This window comes from Microbacterium sp. NPDC088619, from assembly GCF_044752825.1.
Classification (GTDB): Bacteria; Actinomycetota; Actinomycetes; order Actinomycetales; family Microbacteriaceae; genus Microbacterium.
On sequence record NZ_JBIVLZ010000001.1, the window covers coordinates 1,320,723 to 1,338,877 of the forward strand.

14 protein-coding genes and 1 riboswitch are annotated in these 18,155 nt (G+C 69.1%); of the genes, 7 read left to right on the forward strand and 7 right to left on the reverse strand.

The window, feature by feature from the left end; genetic code table 11:
- Window positions 1-99: 99 nt before the first annotated feature.
- Together ACIP5T_RS06675 and glyA are read right to left on the reverse strand one after the other, a co-directional pair.
- A complete protein-coding gene (locus ACIP5T_RS06675) occupies window positions 100-978 on the reverse strand; it encodes a bifunctional methylenetetrahydrofolate dehydrogenase/methenyltetrahydrofolate cyclohydrolase (protein WP_400861700.1) in 879 nt (292 codons plus the stop codon).
- Window positions 975-2,249, reverse strand: coding sequence for a serine hydroxymethyltransferase (glyA, locus tag ACIP5T_RS06680; protein WP_400861702.1), 1,275 nt, complete (start codon window positions 2,247-2,249; stop codon window positions 975-977). The genes ACIP5T_RS06675 and glyA overlap by 4 nt, the downstream gene beginning before the upstream one ends.
- Window positions 2,250-2,285: 36 nt before the next feature.
- Window positions 2,286-2,370, reverse strand: a riboswitch (ZMP/ZTP riboswitch).
- Window positions 2,371-2,422: 52 nt separating this feature from the next.
- Between glyA and ACIP5T_RS06685 the strand changes: the two genes are divergently transcribed.
- The 6 genes from ACIP5T_RS06685 (at window position 2,423) to ACIP5T_RS06710 (ending at window position 10,138) form a co-directional block, all read left to right on the forward strand.
- Window positions 2,423-3,940: a beta-N-acetylhexosaminidase gene (locus tag ACIP5T_RS06685; RefSeq protein ID WP_400861705.1), complete on the forward strand. Its 1,518-nt coding sequence runs from the start codon at window positions 2,423-2,425 to the stop codon at window positions 3,938-3,940.
- Window positions 3,937-5,103: an N-acetylglucosamine-6-phosphate deacetylase gene (gene nagA / locus ACIP5T_RS06690; RefSeq protein WP_400861707.1), complete on the forward strand. Its 1,167-nt coding sequence runs from the start codon at window positions 3,937-3,939 to the stop codon at window positions 5,101-5,103. Before ACIP5T_RS06685 ends, nagA begins: the two co-directional genes overlap by 4 nt.
- A gap of 490 nt (window positions 5,104-5,593) precedes the next feature.
- Window positions 5,594-7,975 (forward strand): sigma-70 family RNA polymerase sigma factor, encoded by a 2,382-nt coding sequence (locus ACIP5T_RS06695; protein WP_400861709.1) that lies wholly within the window; start codon window positions 5,594-5,596, stop codon window positions 7,973-7,975.
- A 30-nt stretch (window positions 7,976-8,005) separates the two neighbouring features.
- Complete coding sequence (locus tag ACIP5T_RS06700; RefSeq protein WP_400861711.1) at window positions 8,006-8,377, forward strand: YrdB family protein; 372 nt, start codon at window positions 8,006-8,008, stop codon at window positions 8,375-8,377.
- Window positions 8,374-9,738, forward strand: a complete 1,365-nt coding sequence (locus ACIP5T_RS06705) for an FAD-binding oxidoreductase (protein WP_400861712.1) — start codon at window positions 8,374-8,376, stop codon at window positions 9,736-9,738. Before ACIP5T_RS06700 ends, ACIP5T_RS06705 begins: the two co-directional genes overlap by 4 nt.
- The gene (locus tag ACIP5T_RS06710; RefSeq protein WP_400861714.1) at window positions 9,731-10,138 is read left to right on the forward strand and encodes an NUDIX domain-containing protein; all 408 of its coding nucleotides are present in this window, start codon (window positions 9,731-9,733) and stop codon (window positions 10,136-10,138) included. Before ACIP5T_RS06705 ends, ACIP5T_RS06710 begins: the two co-directional genes overlap by 8 nt.
- Before the next feature lie 30 nt (window positions 10,139-10,168).
- Here the strand turns inward: ACIP5T_RS06710 and nagB are convergent, their stop codons facing one another.
- The 5 genes from nagB to ACIP5T_RS06735 all read right to left on the reverse strand — a co-directional run bounded on the left by nagB (window position 10,169) and on the right by ACIP5T_RS06735 (window position 17,694).
- Window positions 10,169-10,948, reverse strand: coding sequence for a glucosamine-6-phosphate deaminase (gene nagB, locus ACIP5T_RS06715; RefSeq protein WP_400861716.1), 780 nt, complete (start codon window positions 10,946-10,948; stop codon window positions 10,169-10,171).
- Window positions 10,941-11,906, reverse strand: a complete 966-nt coding sequence (locus tag ACIP5T_RS06720) for an ROK family protein (protein WP_400861718.1) — start codon at window positions 11,904-11,906, stop codon at window positions 10,941-10,943. The genes nagB and ACIP5T_RS06720 overlap by 8 nt, the downstream gene beginning before the upstream one ends.
- A 58-nt stretch (window positions 11,907-11,964) precedes the next feature.
- Window positions 11,965-13,152 (reverse strand): ROK family transcriptional regulator, encoded by a 1,188-nt coding sequence (locus ACIP5T_RS06725; RefSeq protein ID WP_042539314.1) that lies wholly within the window; start codon window positions 13,150-13,152, stop codon window positions 11,965-11,967.
- 79 nt (window positions 13,153-13,231) lie between these two features.
- Entirely contained in the window at window positions 13,232-16,486 is a 3,255-nt protein-coding gene (locus ACIP5T_RS06730; RefSeq protein ID WP_400861720.1) for a family 20 glycosylhydrolase, read from the reverse strand.
- Window positions 16,477-17,694, reverse strand: a complete 1,218-nt coding sequence (locus ACIP5T_RS06735) for an amino acid deaminase (protein ID WP_400861721.1) — start codon at window positions 17,692-17,694, stop codon at window positions 16,477-16,479. The genes ACIP5T_RS06730 and ACIP5T_RS06735 overlap by 10 nt, the downstream gene beginning before the upstream one ends.
- Window positions 17,695-17,719: 25 nt before the next feature.
- Between ACIP5T_RS06735 and ACIP5T_RS06740 the strand changes: the two genes are divergently transcribed.
- Window positions 17,720-18,127, forward strand: coding sequence for a RidA family protein (locus ACIP5T_RS06740; protein ID WP_400861723.1), 408 nt, complete (start codon window positions 17,720-17,722; stop codon window positions 18,125-18,127).
- Window positions 18,128-18,155 lie beyond the last annotated feature (28 nt).

Sequence of the window (18,155 nt, forward strand, 5' to 3'; positions counted from 1 at the left end):
AGACGGCCCCGATCTGCGGGCCCCGTCCCGATCCGCGTGCGGATCAGAGGGCGAAGTCAGCGGATCGGGACCGGATGCGCAGATCGGGACCGACGAGAGTCAGACGAGGCGTTCGGCCGCCTCGACGACGTTGGTCATGAGCAGCGCGACGGTCATAGGCCCGACGCCACCGGGATTCGGCGACACCCAGCCCGCGACCTCGGCCACATCGGGGTGCACATCGCCGAAGACCAGGTTCTTGCCGGTTTCGGGGTCGGTCTCGCGCGTTACGCCCACGTCGAGCACGGCGGCGCCGGGCTTGACGTCCTCAGCGCGGATGAGGTGCTTCACACCCGCAGCCGCGACGATGACATCGGCCTCCCGCAGGTAGCGTGGCATGTCGACCGTGCCGGTGTGCGTCAGAGTCACCGTCGCGTTCAGGTCGCGCCTCGTCAGCAGCAGTCCGATGGAGCGACCGATGGTCACGCCTCGCCCGACGACCACCACATGCTTGCCCTTGAGGTCGTAGTCGTTGCGCAGCAGCAGCTCGATCACGCCTCGCGGTGTGCACGGCAGCGGTGTGTGGATCGGGTTGTTGACGTTGAGCACAAGCCGGCCGAGGTTGGTCGGGTGCAGGCCGTCGGCATCCTTCGCCGGGTCGATCCGCTCGAGGATCGCGTCGGTGTCGATGTGCTTCGGCAGCGGCAGCTGCACGATGTAGCCGTGGCACTCCGGGTCGGCGTTGAGCTCGTCGATCAGCGCTTCGACGTCGGCCTGCGTGGCGTCGGCCGGCAACTCGCGCTGGATCGAATTCATCCCGATCGCCTCGGACTGACGGTGCTTCATGCCGACGTAGAGCTGGGATGCCGGGTCGGCGCCGACGAGCACGGTCGCGATGCCGGGCACGACGCCCTTCGCTTTCAGCGCGGCGACCCGCTCGGTGAGCTCGGCCTTGATCGCGGCGGACGCCGCCTTGCCGTCGAGGACCTTCGCGGTCACTGCTGCAGTTCCGGGTAGAGCGGGAAGCCTGCGGCGAGCGCGTCGACGCGAGCGCGGAGAGCCTCGACATCGGCACCGGGAAGGAGTGCGAGCGCGATCACGTCGGCGACCTCGGTGAACTCGGCGTCGCCGAAACCGCGGGTCGCGAGCGCGGGCGTGCCGATGCGCAGACCCGAGGTCACCATGGGCGGACGCGGGTCGTTAGGCACCGCGTTGCGGTTCACGGTGATGTGGATCTCGTGCAGCAGGTCTTCGGCCTGCTTGCCGTCGATCTCGGCGTCACGAAGGTCCACCAGCACCAGGTGCACGTCGGTGCCGCCGGAGCGCACTCCGATGCCGGCATCCTTCACGTCCTGCTGCGAGAGACGCTCGGCGAGGATCGATGCGCCGCGCAGTGTGCGCTCCTGGCGCTCCTTGAACTCGGGGGTGCCCGCGAGCTTGAACGCGGTCGCCTTGGCGGCGATGACGTGCATGAGCGGGCCTCCCTGCTGCCCGGGGAACACGGCCGTGTTGATCTTCTTCGCGAGGTCGGGGTCGTTCGTCAGGATGAATCCCGAGCGGGGGCCGCCGATCGTCTTGTGCACAGTCGACGAGACGACGTGTGCGTGCGGCACCGGGTTCGGGTGCAGGCCCGCGGCGACGAGGCCGGCGAAGTGCGCCATGTCGACCCAGAGGAGGGCGCCGACCTCGTCGGCGATCGCGCGGAAGGCGGCGAAGTCGAGCGTGCGGGGGTACGCCGACCAGCCGGCGATGATGACCTTGGGCTTGTGCTCGATGGCGAGGCGACGCACCTCGTCCATGTCGATCGTCGAGGTCTCGGGGTCGACGCCGTAGGCGACGATGTCGTAGAGACGGCCCGAGAAGTTGATCTTCATGCCGTGGGTCAGGTGACCGCCCTGGTCGAGGGCGAGGCCGAGCAGCGTGTCGCCGGGGCGGGCGATCGCGTGCAGGACTGCGGCGTTGGCCGATGCGCCCGAGTGCGGCTGGACGTTGGCGAACTCCGAGCCGAAGAGGTCCTTCGCGCGCTGGATCGCGAGCTCTTCAGCGACGTCGACCTCTTCGCAGCCACCGTAGTAGCGGCGGCCGGGGTAGCCCTCTGCGTACTTGTTCGTGAGCACGGAGCCCTGCGCCTGCAGGACCGAGACGGGGACGAAGTTCTCGGATGCGATCATCTCGAGGAACGTCTGCTGGCGAGCGAGCTCGCGGTCGAGGACCTGTGCGATCTCGGGGTCGACCTCGGCGAGCGGGGCGTTGAAGTAACGATCGGTCATGACTTGCTCCTCTGACGACGGATTCGAAGGGGTATACCTATCGGCCCAGGCGCGCGGTCGAATTCCGTGGTCAGTCGCTCCCCGGTGGTAGTCCACCCAGACGCCAGTCGCGACGTGAGTCAGCATAGCGGATTTCCCTGTGCTGCCGACTCCGCGCAGGGTAGGTTTTGTTCATGGTCCTTCCCCATTCCATGCCCCTTGTTCCTCTTCCCGCTTCCGCCATCGTCGGCGATGGCCGGCTGACCGTCTCCGAGAGCACGCGAGTCATCGGCGACTCCCCGGCCGCACGCCAGCTGATCGATGCCGCCGAGCGGCGCAGCGGCATCCGCTTCCTCCACTCCACGGACACCGCAGACGAGAGATCGGCGATCGTGCTCCGCATCGATGCCGCCACCGCGCCCGAGGGCTACACGCTCAGGGTCGCCGACTCCGTCGAAGTGGTCGGCGGCGACGAGGCCGGACTGTTCTACGGTGTGCAGACTCTGCTGCAGCTGCTCCGCGAAGACGACGAAGGCTGGGCACTGCTGCACGCCGAGGTCACGGACGCACCGCGATTCGAGCGCCGCGGCGTCATGCTCGACGTCACCCGCCACTTCTTCGACGTCGCCGAGGTCAAGAAGTTCATCGACAGCACCAGCGCGCTCAAGTTCAACCACCTGCACCTGCACCTCAGCGACGACCAGGGGTGGCGCATCCAGATCGACTCCTGGCCCAAGCTCACCGAACTGGCGTCGTCGACCGCCTCGCTCGGCGACCCCGGAGGCTTCTACACGAAGGACGACTATCGCGAGATCGTGGCGTATGCGGCCGAGCGGCACATGCTCGTCATCCCCGAGATCGACCTTCCCGGTCACACGCACGCGATCGGCGTCGCGTACCCCGAGCTCGTCGAGGATCCCGTGATGAACGACATGCTGATCGCCGAATCGGGGCGCCTCGGTCAGCCGCTCCCCGCGGCCGGCGAGCCCTACCTCGGATGGGGAGTGGGGCACTCGAGCGTCCGGATCCATGAGGAGCGCACGTATGAGTTCGTGCGCGACGTGATACGAGAACTCGCCGAGATGACGCCCGGTCCGTTCATCCACATCGGCGGAGACGAATCGCTCGGCACCCCGCAGGCCGACTTCGACCACTTCGTCGAGCGCGCGACGGCGATCGTGTTCGAGGAGGGCAAGATCCCGCTGGCGTGGCACGAGGTCGGTGCGGCGAAGAACATCGCCGAGGGCACGATCGGTCAGTACTGGGGCAAGACGACGCCCGAGGGCTCGCATGCCGCGGAGGCCGCGCATTTCGTCGAGCGGGGCGGAGCGCTCATCATGTCGACCGCCGACGTCGCCTACCTCGACATGAAGTACACCGCGGACTTCCCTCTCGGGCTGACCTGGGCCGCGATCATCGATGTCCGCACCGCCTACGAATGGGAGCCGACCTCGGTGCTCGACGTGCCGGAGTCCGCGATCCTCGGCATCGAGGCGCCGTTGTGGAGCGAGACCACTCGCACGCTGAGCGATGTCGAGCAGCTGGTGTTCCCGCGGGCCGCCGCTCAGGCGGAGGTCGCCTGGTCGCCGCGTACCGCTGCCGGTCGGGACTGGGAGTCGTTCCGTGTGCGGCTCGGCGCACTCGCACCGCTGTGGAAGGCTGAAGGCGTCGACTTCCACCCCGCACCCGAGATCCCCTGGAGCGAGCGATGACAACCGGTTCCGCAGCGACAGGGTCGCTCGTCATCCATTCGGCCCGACTGATCGACCACGGGGCCGATGTCGCGGACTCCTGGGTGCGGATCGAAGACGGGCGCATCATCGCCGTCGGCTCCGGGCAGACGTGGGGCACGGCAGACGAGGTCGTCGATGCGAGCGTCGTCGCCGGTTCGGATGCCGTGCTCGCCCCCGGGTTCATCGACATCCACAGCCACGGCGGCGCGGGCGCCTCGTTCGACGACGGCGTGGAGGCGATCCGCACGGCGCGAGCCCTGCACCGAGCTCACGGCACCACACGATCGGTGATCTCGCTCGTCACGGCGCCGCTCGATGCCCTCGCACAGCGCGTGGCGGAGATCGCCGATCTGATGGAGACGGACGCCGACATCCTCGGGTCGCATCTGGAGGGCCCTTTCCTCGACCCTGCGCACCATGGAGCACACGAGCCGACTCTGCTGCGCACTCCGGTCCACGACGATGTCGTCCGGCTGCTCGACGCGGGCCGCGGCACGATCAGACAGGTGACGATCGCGCCAGAACTCGCGGGCGGACTCGACGCGATCCGACTGATCGTCGATGCTGGGGCTGTGGCCGCGGTCGGTCACACGAGCGCGGATGCCGCGACGGCGATCGCCGCCTTCGACGCAGGCGCGACGGTGCTGACCCACGCGTTCAACGCCATGCCCGGCATCCACCATCGCGCACCAGGGCCGGTGCTGGCGGCAGCCGCCGACCGCCGGGTGGTGCTCGAGGTGATCGCCGACGACGTCCACCTCGATCCGCACGTGGTCAAGCTCGTGTTCGACTCGGCGCCGGGGCGCGTGGCGCTCATCACCGACGCCATGGCCGCCGCGGGCAGCGCCGACGGCCACTATGACCTGGGAGCGGTGAGCGTGACGGTCGAAGACGGCATCGCACGCGCTGACGACACCGGCTCGATCGCAGGGTCGACGCTCACTCAGGACGTCGCGCTGCGCAGGGCGATCGCCGCCGGGGCACCGCTCGCTGAGGCGGTGCGCGCGCTCACCGAGACTCCGGCGGACGCCATCGGATACGGAGACCGACTCGGCCGCCTCGCAGTCGGATACGTCGGCGACGCGGTGCTTCTGGATGCGCAGCTGCAGGTCGTGCGCGTATGGGTGGGCGATCGCCCGTAACCCGATGTCGCGCAGTCGGATGCGATAGCTCATCGAGTGGCCGACGCGCTCTCCTGCCGGACCCCTGAATGGGTGCGGGGCCGCCGTTCCCCAGATCGGCGGCCCCGTCACATTTCCCTCCCATGTGCGAGAGCTGGCGGGCCGAGCGCTCCTCCCCCGAGGTGCCCGACCCGCCATGCCGGTGCACTTACCCCTTGCACCAGCGCCTGAGCTCCGCCCCCCGGTGGAGCTCCATGGCTTGTCTCTAGTGATGAGACGAAGGCGATGCCGATTCATTACGCGATTTCCCAGATTTTTTTCGAGGTTCTTCGCCGGATCCCCTCGATCTGCTCCTGATCAGGGGTTTATCGCGAGAAGAAGATTTGCATCCAGTTTCTCGGAAGGGGTGGCAAGGCTGAGAGATTGGAGAGAGAATGGAGATGACGCGTGATGAAAATGGGGTTCACGCGTCTCTTCATGTGGAGGCGCACTCGCCCTCCACGACAGATGGATGACAGTGGATCAGGACAGCACTTCGCACGAGGGAACGATCGCCGACGCCGATCTCGTCCTGCGCACCCGCTCGGGTGACGCAGCGGCATTCGGCGAACTCTGGAGGCGGCACTATCCCTCCGGCATGTCGGTCGCCCGATCGATCACGTCGTCGATCGACCCGGACGATCTCGTGCAGGAGTCCTACACCCGCATCTATCAGGCGATCATCAAAGGCGGCGGGCCCAACGGCTCCTTCCGCGCGTACCTGTTCACGAGCATCCGCAACACCGCCGCCGCGTGGGGCCGCTCTCGCCGCGAGTCGGCGATCGACGAGCTCGACAGCGTCGCCGACCCCGACAGCACAGACCAGGCGGCCAACGAGGCGCTCGATCGCAGTCTGACGGCACAGGCGTTCCGCAGCCTCCCCTCCCGCTGGCAGGAGGTGCTCTGGTACACCGAGATCGAGCAGATGAAGCCGCAGGAGGCCGCGACCCTTCTCGGCATGAAGGCCGGTGCCGTCTCGCAGCTCGCTTTCCGGGCGCGCGAAGGGCTTCGCGAGGCCTGGATCCAGGCTCACCTCCGCAGCGCGGCCGCCGGCTCCGACTGCCAGTGGACCATCGAGCATCTGGGCGCCTACTCACGAGGCAACCTCGGCACACGCGACCACAACCGTCTCGAGCAGCACCTCGAAGAGTGCGCACGCTGCATGATCGTCGCCGCCGAGGCGAAGGACGTGTCCAAGCGTCTGGCTCTCGTGCTGCTCCCGCTCGTCCTCGGCGTCACCGGTTCCGCAGGTTACCTCGCCACCCTGCAGGGCGGCGGCGCTCCGATCGTCGCGCTCGCAGCCATGCCCTCAGGAATCACCGAGGGTGCGATCGTCGTCGCAGGACACACGACGGCGGCATCGACAGGCTCCTCGAGCGGTGCAGCAGGCGGCGGTGCGGCAGGCGGCGGCGGTGCGGCAGGTGGCGGCGGTGCGGCAGGTGGCGGAGCCGGCGGCATGGCCAGCGGCGGCATCTTCAGCGGCGTCGGTGCGCTCGTCGGAGCTGGATCGGCGGCTCTGGTCGTCGCCGGTGTCGTGGCGGCCGCCACGATCATCCCCGGCCTCACCGGCGCGTCACCGGCAGCATCGCTTCCGAGCGCCGGCGACAGCGACTCGTCGATCAGCGCAGATGTCGGGCCGGACGAATCGATGTCTGACAAGAAGACACCGCCCGCAGAAGAACCCGAGACCGACCCGGACACCGATACGGAGAAGACGCCTGAGGCGCCGCCCATCGAAGCTCCGCTTCCTTCCGAGCCTGCCGAGGACACGGCGCCTGCCGTGACGACGCCCACCTCTCCGGTCGAGACGGTGAAGCCCGCGCCGCCCGCGGACCCGACTACTCCGGTGGACCCAGCTGATCCCACTGACCCGACCGATCCCGTGGATCCGGTCGACCCTGTCGACCCTGTCGACCCCGTGGATCCTGTCGACCCCGTGGATCCGGTCGATCCCGTCGACCCTGTCGATCCCGTGGATCCCGTAGATCCCGTAGATCCTGTCGATCCCGTGGATCCCGTGGATCCCGTCGATCCCGTCGATCCCGTCGATCCCGTAGATCCCGTGGATCCTGTCGACCCCGTTGACCCTGTCGATCCCGTGGACCCCGTGGACCCCGTCGATCCCGTCGACCCCGTGGACCCCGTGGACCCCGTTGACCCCGTCGATCCGGGCCTTCCCGATGGCACCCCTGTGCTCTCGGACGCCACGGTGCAGTTCGTGCTCGATGGTGACAACATCGTCACGACTCACTACCTCGTCCCGGTGTCCGGCGTTCCGGGGGCCGTTGTGACCACCCGCATCGGCGGAGGCACGGGCGGCAACGGCACGACGACTCTCGAAGCATCAGACGCCGACCCGTCCCTCGGATACGGAGTCATCGATCTGCGCCCGTCGCTGCAGCAGATCTGCGCCGACGCCCCTGTCGAGTTCTTCTACATCGCGGGTGACCAGTCCGGTGCCACGATCTCCACCACCCTCCGGGGTCTCAACGGGTTCAACCCCGGCTTGCTCTGCGTGCTGGCACCCGACGACGCGGCACCCGACGGGGACGGCGGCGAAGCGGATCCGGTCGAGGTTCCCGCACCGATCGAGGAGTCCCCTGCGCCCGCAGCGCCGGTAGAGCCGGCAGCGCCCGTGGAAGAACCGGCAGCGCCCGTGGAGGATCCGACGGCGCCTGTAGAGGAACCTGCACCGGCACCCGTCGAGACCCCGGCAGAGACGCCGGCACCCGCCGAGGCGCCGGCTGAAGCTGAGGCCCCGGTCGAGACGCCGGCGCCTGCGCAGACGACTGCACCCGAGGAGCAGGTCACCGTCGAGGCACCCGCCGCGGACGAGGCCGCCCCCGCGCTCTGACCCGCCATCCGCGGCGAATAGACTGGATCCATGTCCCAGGATCCCGCCTCCGTCCCCGGCGTCGACCGCCCGAGCATCACTCCCCTCGACATCGTCCGATCGGTGGTCCTGATCGTCGCCGTGGGCACGCTCGCACTGTGGGGATTCGCTACATGGCCGTTCCCCTGGAACGTGATCCTCGGGGTCGGGGCTCCGATCGTCGTGATCCTGGTCTGGGCTCTCTTCCTCTCCCCGCGGCCCGTGCTGCGTCTGCACCCGTTCCTGCGAGTCATCGTCGAGCTCCTGATCTACGTCGGAGTCACGATCGCCTGGTGGTTGATGGATCAGCCGATCATCGGCACCGCATTCGCCGTGGTCGCTGTCGGCGCCGGCGTCATGAGCGGGCGGCGTCGCATCCGATGAGCACGCTCGACCAGCTCGTCGCTGCGCTCGGCGACATCGTCGACACCGCCACCGCCACCCTCGAAGAAGCCCGAGCCGACCGGTCAGGGCACGCCGCTCCAGGTCGCCCGCTCGCAGTCGTGCACGCTGAGACCGTGGGGCACGTCCAGACCGTGATGCGCATCGCCACTGAGCACCGCACCCCGGTCGTCGTGCGCGGGGCCGGCACGGGTCTCGCCGGTGCGGCGAACGGCGGCGAAGGAGAGATCGTCCTCTCCACCCGCCGCATGACCGCTGTTCACGAGATCCGGGCAGACGACCTGCTCGCCGTCGTCGAGCCCGGCATCCTCAACGCCGACCTCAACGACCTGCTGGCAGAGCATGGACTCTGGTGGGCCCCCGATCCCGCGAGCCGTGCGATCTCGACCGTCGGCGGCAACATCGCCACCGGCGCAGGCGGGCTCCTGTGCGCGAAGTACGGCGTCGTGAAGGACGCGGTCCTCGGGGTCGACCTGGTGCTCGCAGACGGTCGCCTGATGCGCCTCGGCCATCGCAGCGTCAAGGGCGTCACGGGGCTGGACCTCACGTCGCTCGTGATCGGCTCGGAAGGCACTCTCGGCGTGGTCGTCGGCGCCACGCTGAAGCTTCGCCGGTTGGTCGAAGGAACCACGTGCACGGTGACGGCGATCTTCCCCGACGTGCGCGCAGCGGCTTCCGCATCCGCCGCCGTCACCGCCTCGGGTGCACAGCCGGCGATCATGGAGCTTATGGACTCCGCCAGCCTGGCCGCAGTCGCCGCCCTGCTGGAGCTGCCCTCCCCCGCGGCCGGAAGCGCTCAGTTGACGATTCAGACGGATGGCCCGGCCGCCGTCTCGGAGGCGACGACGATCGCGGAGATCCTGACGGCTCACCGCGGTGCGACTCAGGTGTCGCACGACCGAGACGAAGGCGAGCGTCTGCTGGCGATCCGCCGTGCCATGCACCCCGCGATGTCCGCTCTCGGCACGACCCTCATCGAAGACGTGTCCGTGCCGCGCAGCGCGATGCCCGCGATGTTCGACGAGATCGCCCGCATCGAGAAGGCCTACTCGATGACCATTCCCACCGTGGCCCACGCCGGCGACGGCAACCTGCACCCGAACTTCATCTTCGAGGGCACCGAGCCCCCCGCGGAGGTCTGGGCCGCCGCAGACGAGCTCTTCCGGGCCGCGATCGCGCTCGGCGGCACGCTGACCGGCGAGCACGGGATCGGAACGCTGAAGAGCCGCTGGCTGGCCGCCGAACTCGGAGAGGACCAGTGGGAGCTGCAGCGGCAGATCACCCGGGTCTTCGACCCGCTCGGGATCCTGAACCCCGGCAAGGTGTTCGCCCCCGATGCCTGACATCCACGTCAGTGCGGCGGTCATCGTCGATGACGCCGGAAGGGTGCTGGTGGTCCGCAAGCAGGGGACGACGCGCTTCATGCAGCCCGGCGGCAAACCGGAAGCCGGTGAGACGCCGTCGCAGACGCTGATCCGCGAGCTGCACGAAGAACTCGGTCTGCGACTCGACGAGGCCGACCTCGAGCCCCTCGGCACGTTCGTCTCCGAGGCGGCCAACGAGCCCGGGCACCGGGTCGTGGCCGATGCGTTCTCGGTCTCGATCGCCGCCGCTGAGGTGACGGTGCAGGCCGAGCTCGCCGAGCTGCGCTGGATCACGCCCACCGACGCCGAGACGCTGCCCCTGGCGCCGCTCAGCCTCGAGCACCTGCTGCCGCTCGCCTGGCCTGCGACGCCCCCCTGAGAGCCGACGAACCCCTGAGAGCCGCTCGGATCAGATGCCCTGCCAGCTCGGCTTGTTGGCGAAGGTGTAGCGGTAGTAGTCGGCGAGTCTGAGGCGCGATGCCGCGGCTTCGTCGACCACGACGGTGGCGTGCGGATGAAGCTGGATGGCGGAACCGGGGAGGATGGCCGACAGCGGCCCCTCGACCGCGTTCGCCACCGCCTGAGCCTTGCCCTCGCCGAAGGCGAGCAGCACGAGGTGCCGAGCGCGCAGGATCGTGCCCAGACCCTGAGTGATGCAGTGCATCGGTACGTCGTCGATCGAGTCGAAGAAACGCGCGTTGTCCTCGCGGGTCTGCTCGGTGAGGGTCTTCACTCGCGTGCGCGAGGCGAAGGACGAGCCGGGCTCGTTGAAGCCGATGTGTCCGTCGGTGCCGATTCCGAGGATCTGCAGATCCACTCCGCCGGCCGCCTCGATGGCGGTCTCGTAGTCGTCACCCGCGTGCTGGATCGTGTCCTGCGCGCCGTTGGGCACATGGATCCGTCGCGGGTCGAGTCCGAGGGGCTCCACCACCTCGCGGGTGATGACCGAACGGTAGCTCTCGGGGTGAGCCGGATCGATCCCCACGTACTCGTCCAGAGCGAACCCGCGCACCTGCGAGACGTCGCGCCCCGCGAGCTTCTCGCGCAGCGCCTTGTACACAGGGAGCGGCGTCGAACCGGTGGCGAGGCCGAGCACGGCATCCGGACGCCCGTCGATCAACTCCACGATCTCGGCGGCGACCAGTGCGCCTGCTGCTTCTGCGTTCTCGACGATGACGACTTCAGCCATGGGAAACGATCTCCTTAGAGGGTGTGGTTGCACCGACGACCGCTGCCCCGAAGGCCGCAGCGGGAGAGCCGGAAGGAAGCAGTTCGATCCTGTCGTCCAGGTGCAGCGAACGCATGAAGGGCGATGCCTCTGCACCTGTCTGCAGGGCGCTGCGGATGCCCGAGTAGAGCCTGTCTCCGAGCGAGGTGAGCCCGCCGCCGATGATGACGCGTTCGACGTCTGCGGAGAGCACCAGTGCCCGCACGGCTGCGGCCGCGCCGTGGAAGAGGTCGGCGCGCAGACCTGCGGCGCGCTCGTCTCCGGCATCGGCTGCGTCGAGGATGTCGCGCACCGGCAGCGCACCCGGTCGATCCCAGGCACGAGCGAGCGCACCTCCGCCGCAGAAGGTCTCGATGCATCCGCGCTGTCCACAGCCGCACAGCCGGCCGTTCGGGTCGACCGAGAGGTGCCCGACCTCGCCGGCGGTTCCTCGTGCGCCCCGCCAGATGGTGCCGTCGACGACGATGCCGGCGGCGACACCCGTGCCGAGGTTGAGGTAGGCCATGGAGCCGTCGATACCACGCAGCACCGCAGCACCGAGGGCTGCCGCCTTCACGTCGTTCTCGACGCGCACCGGGATCCCCAGCTGTCGGCCGGCGAGACCGGCGAGATCCAGCGACTCGACGCCCAGGTTCACCGCATGCAGGACTCGACCGGTATCCGCGTCGACCAGCCCGGGGATGCCGACGCCCACGGATTCGACGGCGGAGCGGGCGAATCCTCCCTCGACGGCGAGCGCGTCGACGGCGTCGAGGATGCTGACGACGACCGCCTCCTCGCCCCATCCCGTCGGTCGGCGCAGGCGCGCCAGGAGGTCTCCGTCCGGCGACACCGCTACGGCGTCGATCTTGGTTCCGCCGACATCCAGGCCCACTCGAATGGGTCGACCGGACAGGCCGACCGCGATCGCATCCGTCATCGGATGGAGCCCCTGCTCGTCTCCGGGGCGTGGGCGCTCTTGCGAACGAGGGCGCGGCTCACGAGACACCCAGCTGGCTGGAGAGCACCATCACGGCCGCGCCGCGCAGGACGATGTCTTCCTGGTGGGTGCGTCGGATGAGCGCGTCTTCGAAGACGCCCTCGAGCGTGCGCGCATGCAGGGTCTCGACAGCGGCGTCGATCAGCACTCCGTCGAGCAGGTCCTCCGGGCCCGAGAGCACGACTTCGGACAGATCCAGTGCCGCCACGATCGGGGCAATCGCGATGCCCATGCGGGTGCCGGCATCGCGGAGGATCTCGTCTCGCGACTCGGGAGCGGCAGCGATCGCCGGGCGGAGTCTCGTCTCGCTCAACCAGGCTTCGAGGCATCCGTCCTTGCCGCACGCGCAGCGGGGTCCGCCGTCCGTGCCGACGACGACGTGCCCGATCTCGCCCGCCGCGAAGCGGCTGCCGAGAAGCGGCTGGCTGCCGGTGATGACTCCGGCTCCGACTCCTCGACCGATCTTGATGAGCATGAAGTCGGCCTTGGCCTCGCCGAACGTGTACTCGGCGAGCACGGCGGCGTTGGCGTCGTTGCGGACCAGCACCGGCAGGTCGAGGTCGATGCCGAGCTTCGCCTCGAGAGGCAGATTGCTCCACCCGAGGTTCGGCGAGCTGAGCACGACGCCGTCGGGGCGCACGACACCCGGGCTGCCAATTCCGACGCCGAGGATGGGCTGGGTGGCGGTCTCGGCGAGCGCGCGCGCCAGTTCGAGCGTGGCGGCGTAGGCGGCGTCACCGTCTGCGCTCTCGGGGCGCGGCACCTCGCGGCGCTCGAGCACGTCGCCGTCGAGACTGAGCAGAGCGCCCACGAACGCGTGGGGACCCGAGAGATCGAGCCCGATGATCTGATGGCCGACGCGATCGATGTCGATGAGGATCGGCGGCTTGCCCGGTCCGACCGTCTCGCGGACTCCCATCTCGACGACGATCCCGTCGGCGATGAACTCGGCGACGAGGTCCGAGATGGTGACCCGTGTCAGGCCGGTCTCTCGCGAGAGATCCGCTCGGCTCATCGCGCCGGAGTGATAGAGGGTCTGGAGAACGAGAGCACGGTTGTGCCCGCGAGCGTGCTCCGGGAGCACCTTCGATCGCGAGCGCAGGTGGCGCCCCGGGCCGAAGGCGTGTGCGCTCGCGGCGACGTAATCTGGCGACGTCGAAGGACGCGATCCATCCGATACGGACATGTTTGTTAGTAGACCTTACGAACAAAAATTTCGCAACCCCTGGCTCAGTTAGCACAGGGAGGGTTACGGAAACGTTACATTATGCCGAGAGTACCCCGTCTGGGGTGCTGCGAGGCCCGGTCAAGCCCTCCACGAGGCCGGCCACGATCTCCTCTCGCGCCTCTCGAGTGAGAGGCTTCCCCGGCACTCCAGGACGCCTCTGCGCCGGCGTCGGACCGTCGAGAGGACGATACCGCACCCCCGACGCGGTGAGGCGTCTGAGGTGGGTCGGGAGCCTGCGGGCGAACCCCTCGTACGCGGGGGGATCGCCACCATCCCACAGCCGCTCGGCGATCGCCGCGAGACGGGGGAACATGGCGAAGTCGACTCGGTCTCTCGTCGGGAGGTGCTCGGTCCACACGTTGGCCTGCCCACCGGACGCGCCGTCCTCGACGCGCAGCGCATATGCACGCTCGATCGGCAGCGGCGGCCCCACCCGGATCGGCTCCTCCCCCGACTCCGACTGGGGATAGTCGAGATACACCTCGAGGTCGGGACACGCGATCACGGGAATGCCACGCCGCAGCGCCTCCCGCATGGCGACAGGGCCGCGCCAGGCGAGGACCTGCACCCCGTCGGGGACCTCGCCCTCGAGCACCTCGTCCCAGGCGAGGGCTGTGCGTCCGCGGCTGCGGACGTGCGCCACGAACTGACTCGTGAACCACGGCTGCACGTCATGCGGAGTCGCGAGACCGAGCTCGCGCATCCGCTCGCGCGCCACCGCGCTCTCGGCCCACTCCGTCACCGGGACCTCGTCACCCCCGATGCCGATCCACGGAGACTCGAAGAGGTCGCAGAGCGCGTCGATCGCGGCTCGTCCGAAGGCGAGAGCGTCATCCGTCGGCGCAAGCGTCCGCGGGTTCACGCCGAAACGCGACCACGGTGCGACGACGGGCTCGCCCACGTCCGTGTTGCCGAGCTCGGGATAGGCGGCGAGCCCGGCCTGGATGTGCCCTGGCAGCTCGACCTCCGGCACGACCGTCACGAATCTCTCGGCCGCGTAGGCGACCAGCTCGCGCAGTTGGGCGTCTGTGTAGTGCCCCTCGTGCAGCCCCGCCTCGACCGTCGCCCGAGGCCCGTGGCCCAGCTGTGTCTCCCCGCGGCGAGCGCCCACTTCGGTCAGACGCGGGAACCCCGGCACCTCGAAGCGCCAACCCTGATCGTCGGTGAGGTGCAGGTGCAGGTGCGTGAGGTGATGGTCGGCCATCAGATCGACCAGTCGCTCGAGATCCTCGACGGGGTGGAAGTGCCGTGCGACGTCGAGCATCACTCCCCGCCAGGCGTAGGCGGGCGCGGACTCCCAGACCCCCGCGGGGATCCGAGCTCGATCAGCGCCCGGTTCGCGCAACTGCCTCAGCAGGGTGACGCCTCGGAACACACCTGCCGGGCCGGCACCGGTGACGTCGATCCCCTGGGCGGCGACCGTCACCCGGAAGGCTTCGTCGCCCACCCGCTCTCGGGCGAACGGCTCGTCGGCGAGAGACTCGTCGATGCGCAGCGTGATCGCGGGGGTCGAAGCCGATCCCCCGTGAGGTCCGCCGAGACGGGACGCGCTCCCGGCGAGTGCTGCAGGAGCGATGACGGGCGTGCGGGCCGTCCAGTCGAAGGGTGCAGCGGCCGGGTCGATCACCGAGCGGATGTCCGGGAGGGGCGCGCGATGCGCTGCGGGGCTCATCGTCAGAGCACCGCCGGGTGTCTCGCCGGACACGCGACCCGCGATCACCACCGGCACACCGCCGACGAGCACCTCGTCGATCCCGATCGGTGCCCGGTGGGGTGCATCGAACGTCGCGCCCGCCGCGATGGTCTCGGGATCGAACAGCACCAGATCGGCTGTCGCGCCCTCGCGGATCACGCCGCGAGGTGCGTCGCCGCGGTCGAGGCCCAGCCGCATCGCCGGCGTGCCGGACAGATGCCGAACGGCCTGTTCGAGGGAGAGGACCCCGAGCTCACGCACGTAGCGCCCGAGATAGCGAGGGAAGGTTCCCCGACCCCGCGGATGAGGTCGCGCACCGATCAGGATGCCGTCGCTGCCGCCACAGTGCCGCGGGTGCCGCATGATCGCGCGGACGTTGTCCTCATCGCCGATGTGCATCAGGATGCCGGTCGCACCGCCGTCCGCGAGAATCGTGTCCAGCACGACATCGACGGCGCGTCTGCCTGACGTCGAGGCGATCTCGTCGACGGTGCGCCCTACGAGGTCTGCGAGCGCGGGCGAGGAGGTGCCGGAGATCTGGATCGCCGACCAGTCTGCGCGTTCACCGTGGAATCCGTCGCAGCCGGTCTCCTCGAGCTCGACGCGCAAGGCCTCGCGCTCTCCCTCATCGAGAGCGGCGATGGTCGCCAGCAGGTCTCCGCTCTCTGCGAGCCTGCTCGGCAGCAGCGCCGCAAGGGTCGTGGCGCCGGGAAGATAGGGGTAGGTGTCGAGAGTGACGTCGACGCCGTCCTCGAGTGCCTCGTCGACGAGTGCCAGCAGCTCCGCCGCCCGCCCGCGGTTCGGTGCGAAGTTCATCGTCGCGTGCGTCAGATGGATCGGACACCCCGTGCGGCGACCGATGCCGAGGGCCTCACGATAGGCGTCCAGGGCTCCACCGCCGTAGCTCCGGGTGTGCGGCGCCCAGTATCCACCGCGTTCTGCGACGACGCGGCAGAGTGCCTCCAGCTCGGCGGTGTCGGCATACATCCCCGGGGTGTAGGTCAGTCCGCTCGACATTCCGAACGCCCCCGCGTCGAGGGCCTCGCCGAGAATGCCGGACATCGCCGCGATCTCCTCGCGGGTGGCCGCGCGGTTCTCGTGACCCACGACCATCATCCGCAGGTTGCCCTGCGGCACCAGGACGGCGGCGTTGCCCACCGAGACCCTGTCGATCGCAACGAGGAGGTCGTCCATCGTGCGCCATGGAACGTCGGACGGCGTGCCGTTCCAGCCGGCGATCTGAGCGGGGATCACGGTTGCCGTCGCATCGTCGAGCGGCGCGTAGCCGAGTCCGTCCTGGCCCAGCACCTCCGTCGTTACGCCCTGCAGGATCTTGGCGTCGTGCGCTGCGCCCTGCAGCACGGCCAGCTCACTGTGCGCATGCATGTCGATGAAGCCGGGCGCGAGAACCCGCCCCGCGGCGATGATCTCCACCGCATCCGCCGGCAGCTCCAGATCGGTCCCGTCGCCTTCGCGGATCACTGCCACGATCCGCGATCCCTCGACGGCGACATCGGCGACGAACCTCTCTGCGCCGGTTCCGTCGACCACCGTGGCGCCTCGGTACACCCGCACGGGCTTCTCGGCGCTCAAAAGCATGTCGCCACCGCTCCGATCACACGCGGATCGGCGGCATCAGGGTCGTCGATCACGGCCACCACACGCCACTTGTCGAAGGCAGTGCACGGGTGCGACAGCCCGAGCCGCACGACGTCGCCCACCGCGACCTCTGCCCCGTCGGCGAGATCGAGGAACGCGTGCTGATCATTGAGCGCAGTGATCCGCCCGCCGACCGATTGGGGCACGGGCAGGTCGAGGTCGAACGGCACGTCGCGGCGCCCCGCGTCCAGGAGCGCGAGTCTCGCCTCGGGCTGGGATACGACACGCGACCAGGCGTGCATGGCGGACCGCAGCCGCTCCGTGGATGTCAACGGTCCGAACGGCGACATGCGCGAGTAGAAGCCGTCGTCATGGATCTGGAACGCCCCCGACCGCAGCACGATGTCGGCATCGCCCCGGTGCGGGGCCAGTATCGCCGCCGCTCGGTCGGGGAACGCGCTGCCCCCTGCGCTGAGCACGGGGCGCACGCCGGGCGAGTATGCGAGACGCCGGTGCAGTTCGACCAACGTCGACAGGTACGCGTCGACCGCAGCGATCGACTCGTCTCCCCGGTCGGGGCCGAAAGGACCCTCGTACCCCGTGACGCCGGCGAGCCGGAGACCGGGTACCGCGAGGATCGCCTGGGCGATGCGCTCGCCCTCCTCGACGCTGCGTGCACCGGTGCGGCCTCCCCTGCCACCGAGCTCGACGAGCACGTCGAGCTCGCGATCGGCGCCCGAGAGAGCGTCTGCGAGGATGCCGACGGTGCCTACGGAGTCGGCCCAGCACAGAATCCGGAGATCGCGATCCGCAGCGAGCAGTTCCCCCAGATGACGTGCCGCGGCGCCATCGGTGACCGAGTTCGCGATGAGCACGGTGGAGACCCCTGCCCCGACAGCGACCTCGGCCTGCCACGGCGTCGCGACCGAGATGCCCCACGCCCCCGCATCGAGCAGCCGCTGCCAGAGCGCAGGCGCCATCGTGGTCTTGCCATGCGGAGCGAGGAGGACGCCCTGTTCCGCCGCCCACGCGAAGACGGTCGATTCGTTGTGCGCGAGCGCGGCCTCATGGACTGTCAGCACCGGAGTCACGAGGTCGGACACATGCAGCCCCGCCCCGGCGACCTCCGAGAGTCGGAGCCCCGCGGATCGCGGAGGGAAACCCTTCGCCCAGGTGCCGAGAACAGGATCCGGGATTTGTAGAGGCATCTAACAAGGCTACTAGGCTGGGATCATGACCGCGAAGATCCGAGTGTCGACCGACGCCGCCCCCGCCCCCGCCCACACGTTCTCGCAGGGCATCCGCAAGGGGCCGATCGTGCAGGTCTCCGGGCAGGGCCCCGTCGATCCCGAGACGAACGAGTATCTCTTCCCGGGCGATGTCGCGGCTCAGACCACGCGCACCCTCGAGAACGTCAAGGCGATCGTCGAGGCCTCGGGTGCGACGTTCGACGATGTGGTCATGCTGCGCGTGTATCTGACCAAGCGGGAGGACTTCGCGATCATGAACGACGCATACGGCGCCTTCGTGACCGCGCACACGCCCAGCGGCGTCCTGCCGTCGCGCACCACCGTCTTCACGGGCCTCCCGCGCGAGGAGATGCTTGTCGAGATCGACGGTCTCGCGGTCGTCATTGACTGACGCGAGCACCGTTTCCACAGGTCCACGG

What these genes read in the sequence shown, in the direction of transcription:
- glyA (WP_400861702.1), bottom strand. Translation starts at nt 2,249, where the DNA reads ATGACCGATCGTTACTTCAACGCCCCGCTCGCCGAGGTCGACCCCGAG.
- ACIP5T_RS06685 (WP_400861705.1), top strand. Translation starts at nt 2,423, where the DNA reads ATGGTCCTTCCCCATTCCATGCCCCTTGTTCCTCTTCCCGCTTCCGCC.
- nagA (WP_400861707.1), top strand. Translation starts at nt 3,937, where the DNA reads ATGACAACCGGTTCCGCAGCGACAGGGTCGCTCGTCATCCATTCGGCC.
- ACIP5T_RS06695 (WP_400861709.1), top strand. Translation starts at nt 5,594, where the DNA reads ATGACAGTGGATCAGGACAGCACTTCGCACGAGGGAACGATCGCCGAC.
- ACIP5T_RS06700 (WP_400861711.1), top strand. Translation starts at nt 8,006, where the DNA reads ATGTCCCAGGATCCCGCCTCCGTCCCCGGCGTCGACCGCCCGAGCATC.
- ACIP5T_RS06705 (WP_400861712.1), top strand. Translation starts at nt 8,374, where the DNA reads ATGAGCACGCTCGACCAGCTCGTCGCTGCGCTCGGCGACATCGTCGAC.
- ACIP5T_RS06710 (WP_400861714.1), top strand. Translation starts at nt 9,731, where the DNA reads ATGCCTGACATCCACGTCAGTGCGGCGGTCATCGTCGATGACGCCGGA.
- nagB (WP_400861716.1), bottom strand. Translation starts at nt 10,948, where the DNA reads ATGGCTGAAGTCGTCATCGTCGAGAACGCAGAAGCAGCAGGCGCACTG.
- ACIP5T_RS06720 (WP_400861718.1), bottom strand. Translation starts at nt 11,906, where the DNA reads ATGACGGATGCGATCGCGGTCGGCCTGTCCGGTCGACCCATTCGAGTG.
- ACIP5T_RS06725 (WP_042539314.1), bottom strand. Translation starts at nt 13,152, where the DNA reads ATGTCCGTATCGGATGGATCGCGTCCTTCGACGTCGCCAGATTACGTC.
- ACIP5T_RS06730 (WP_400861720.1), bottom strand. Translation starts at nt 16,486, where the DNA reads ATGCTTTTGAGCGCCGAGAAGCCCGTGCGGGTGTACCGAGGCGCCACG.
- ACIP5T_RS06735 (WP_400861721.1), bottom strand. Translation starts at nt 17,694, where the DNA reads ATGCCTCTACAAATCCCGGATCCTGTTCTCGGCACCTGGGCGAAGGGT.
- ACIP5T_RS06740 (WP_400861723.1), top strand. Translation starts at nt 17,720, where the DNA reads ATGACCGCGAAGATCCGAGTGTCGACCGACGCCGCCCCCGCCCCCGCC.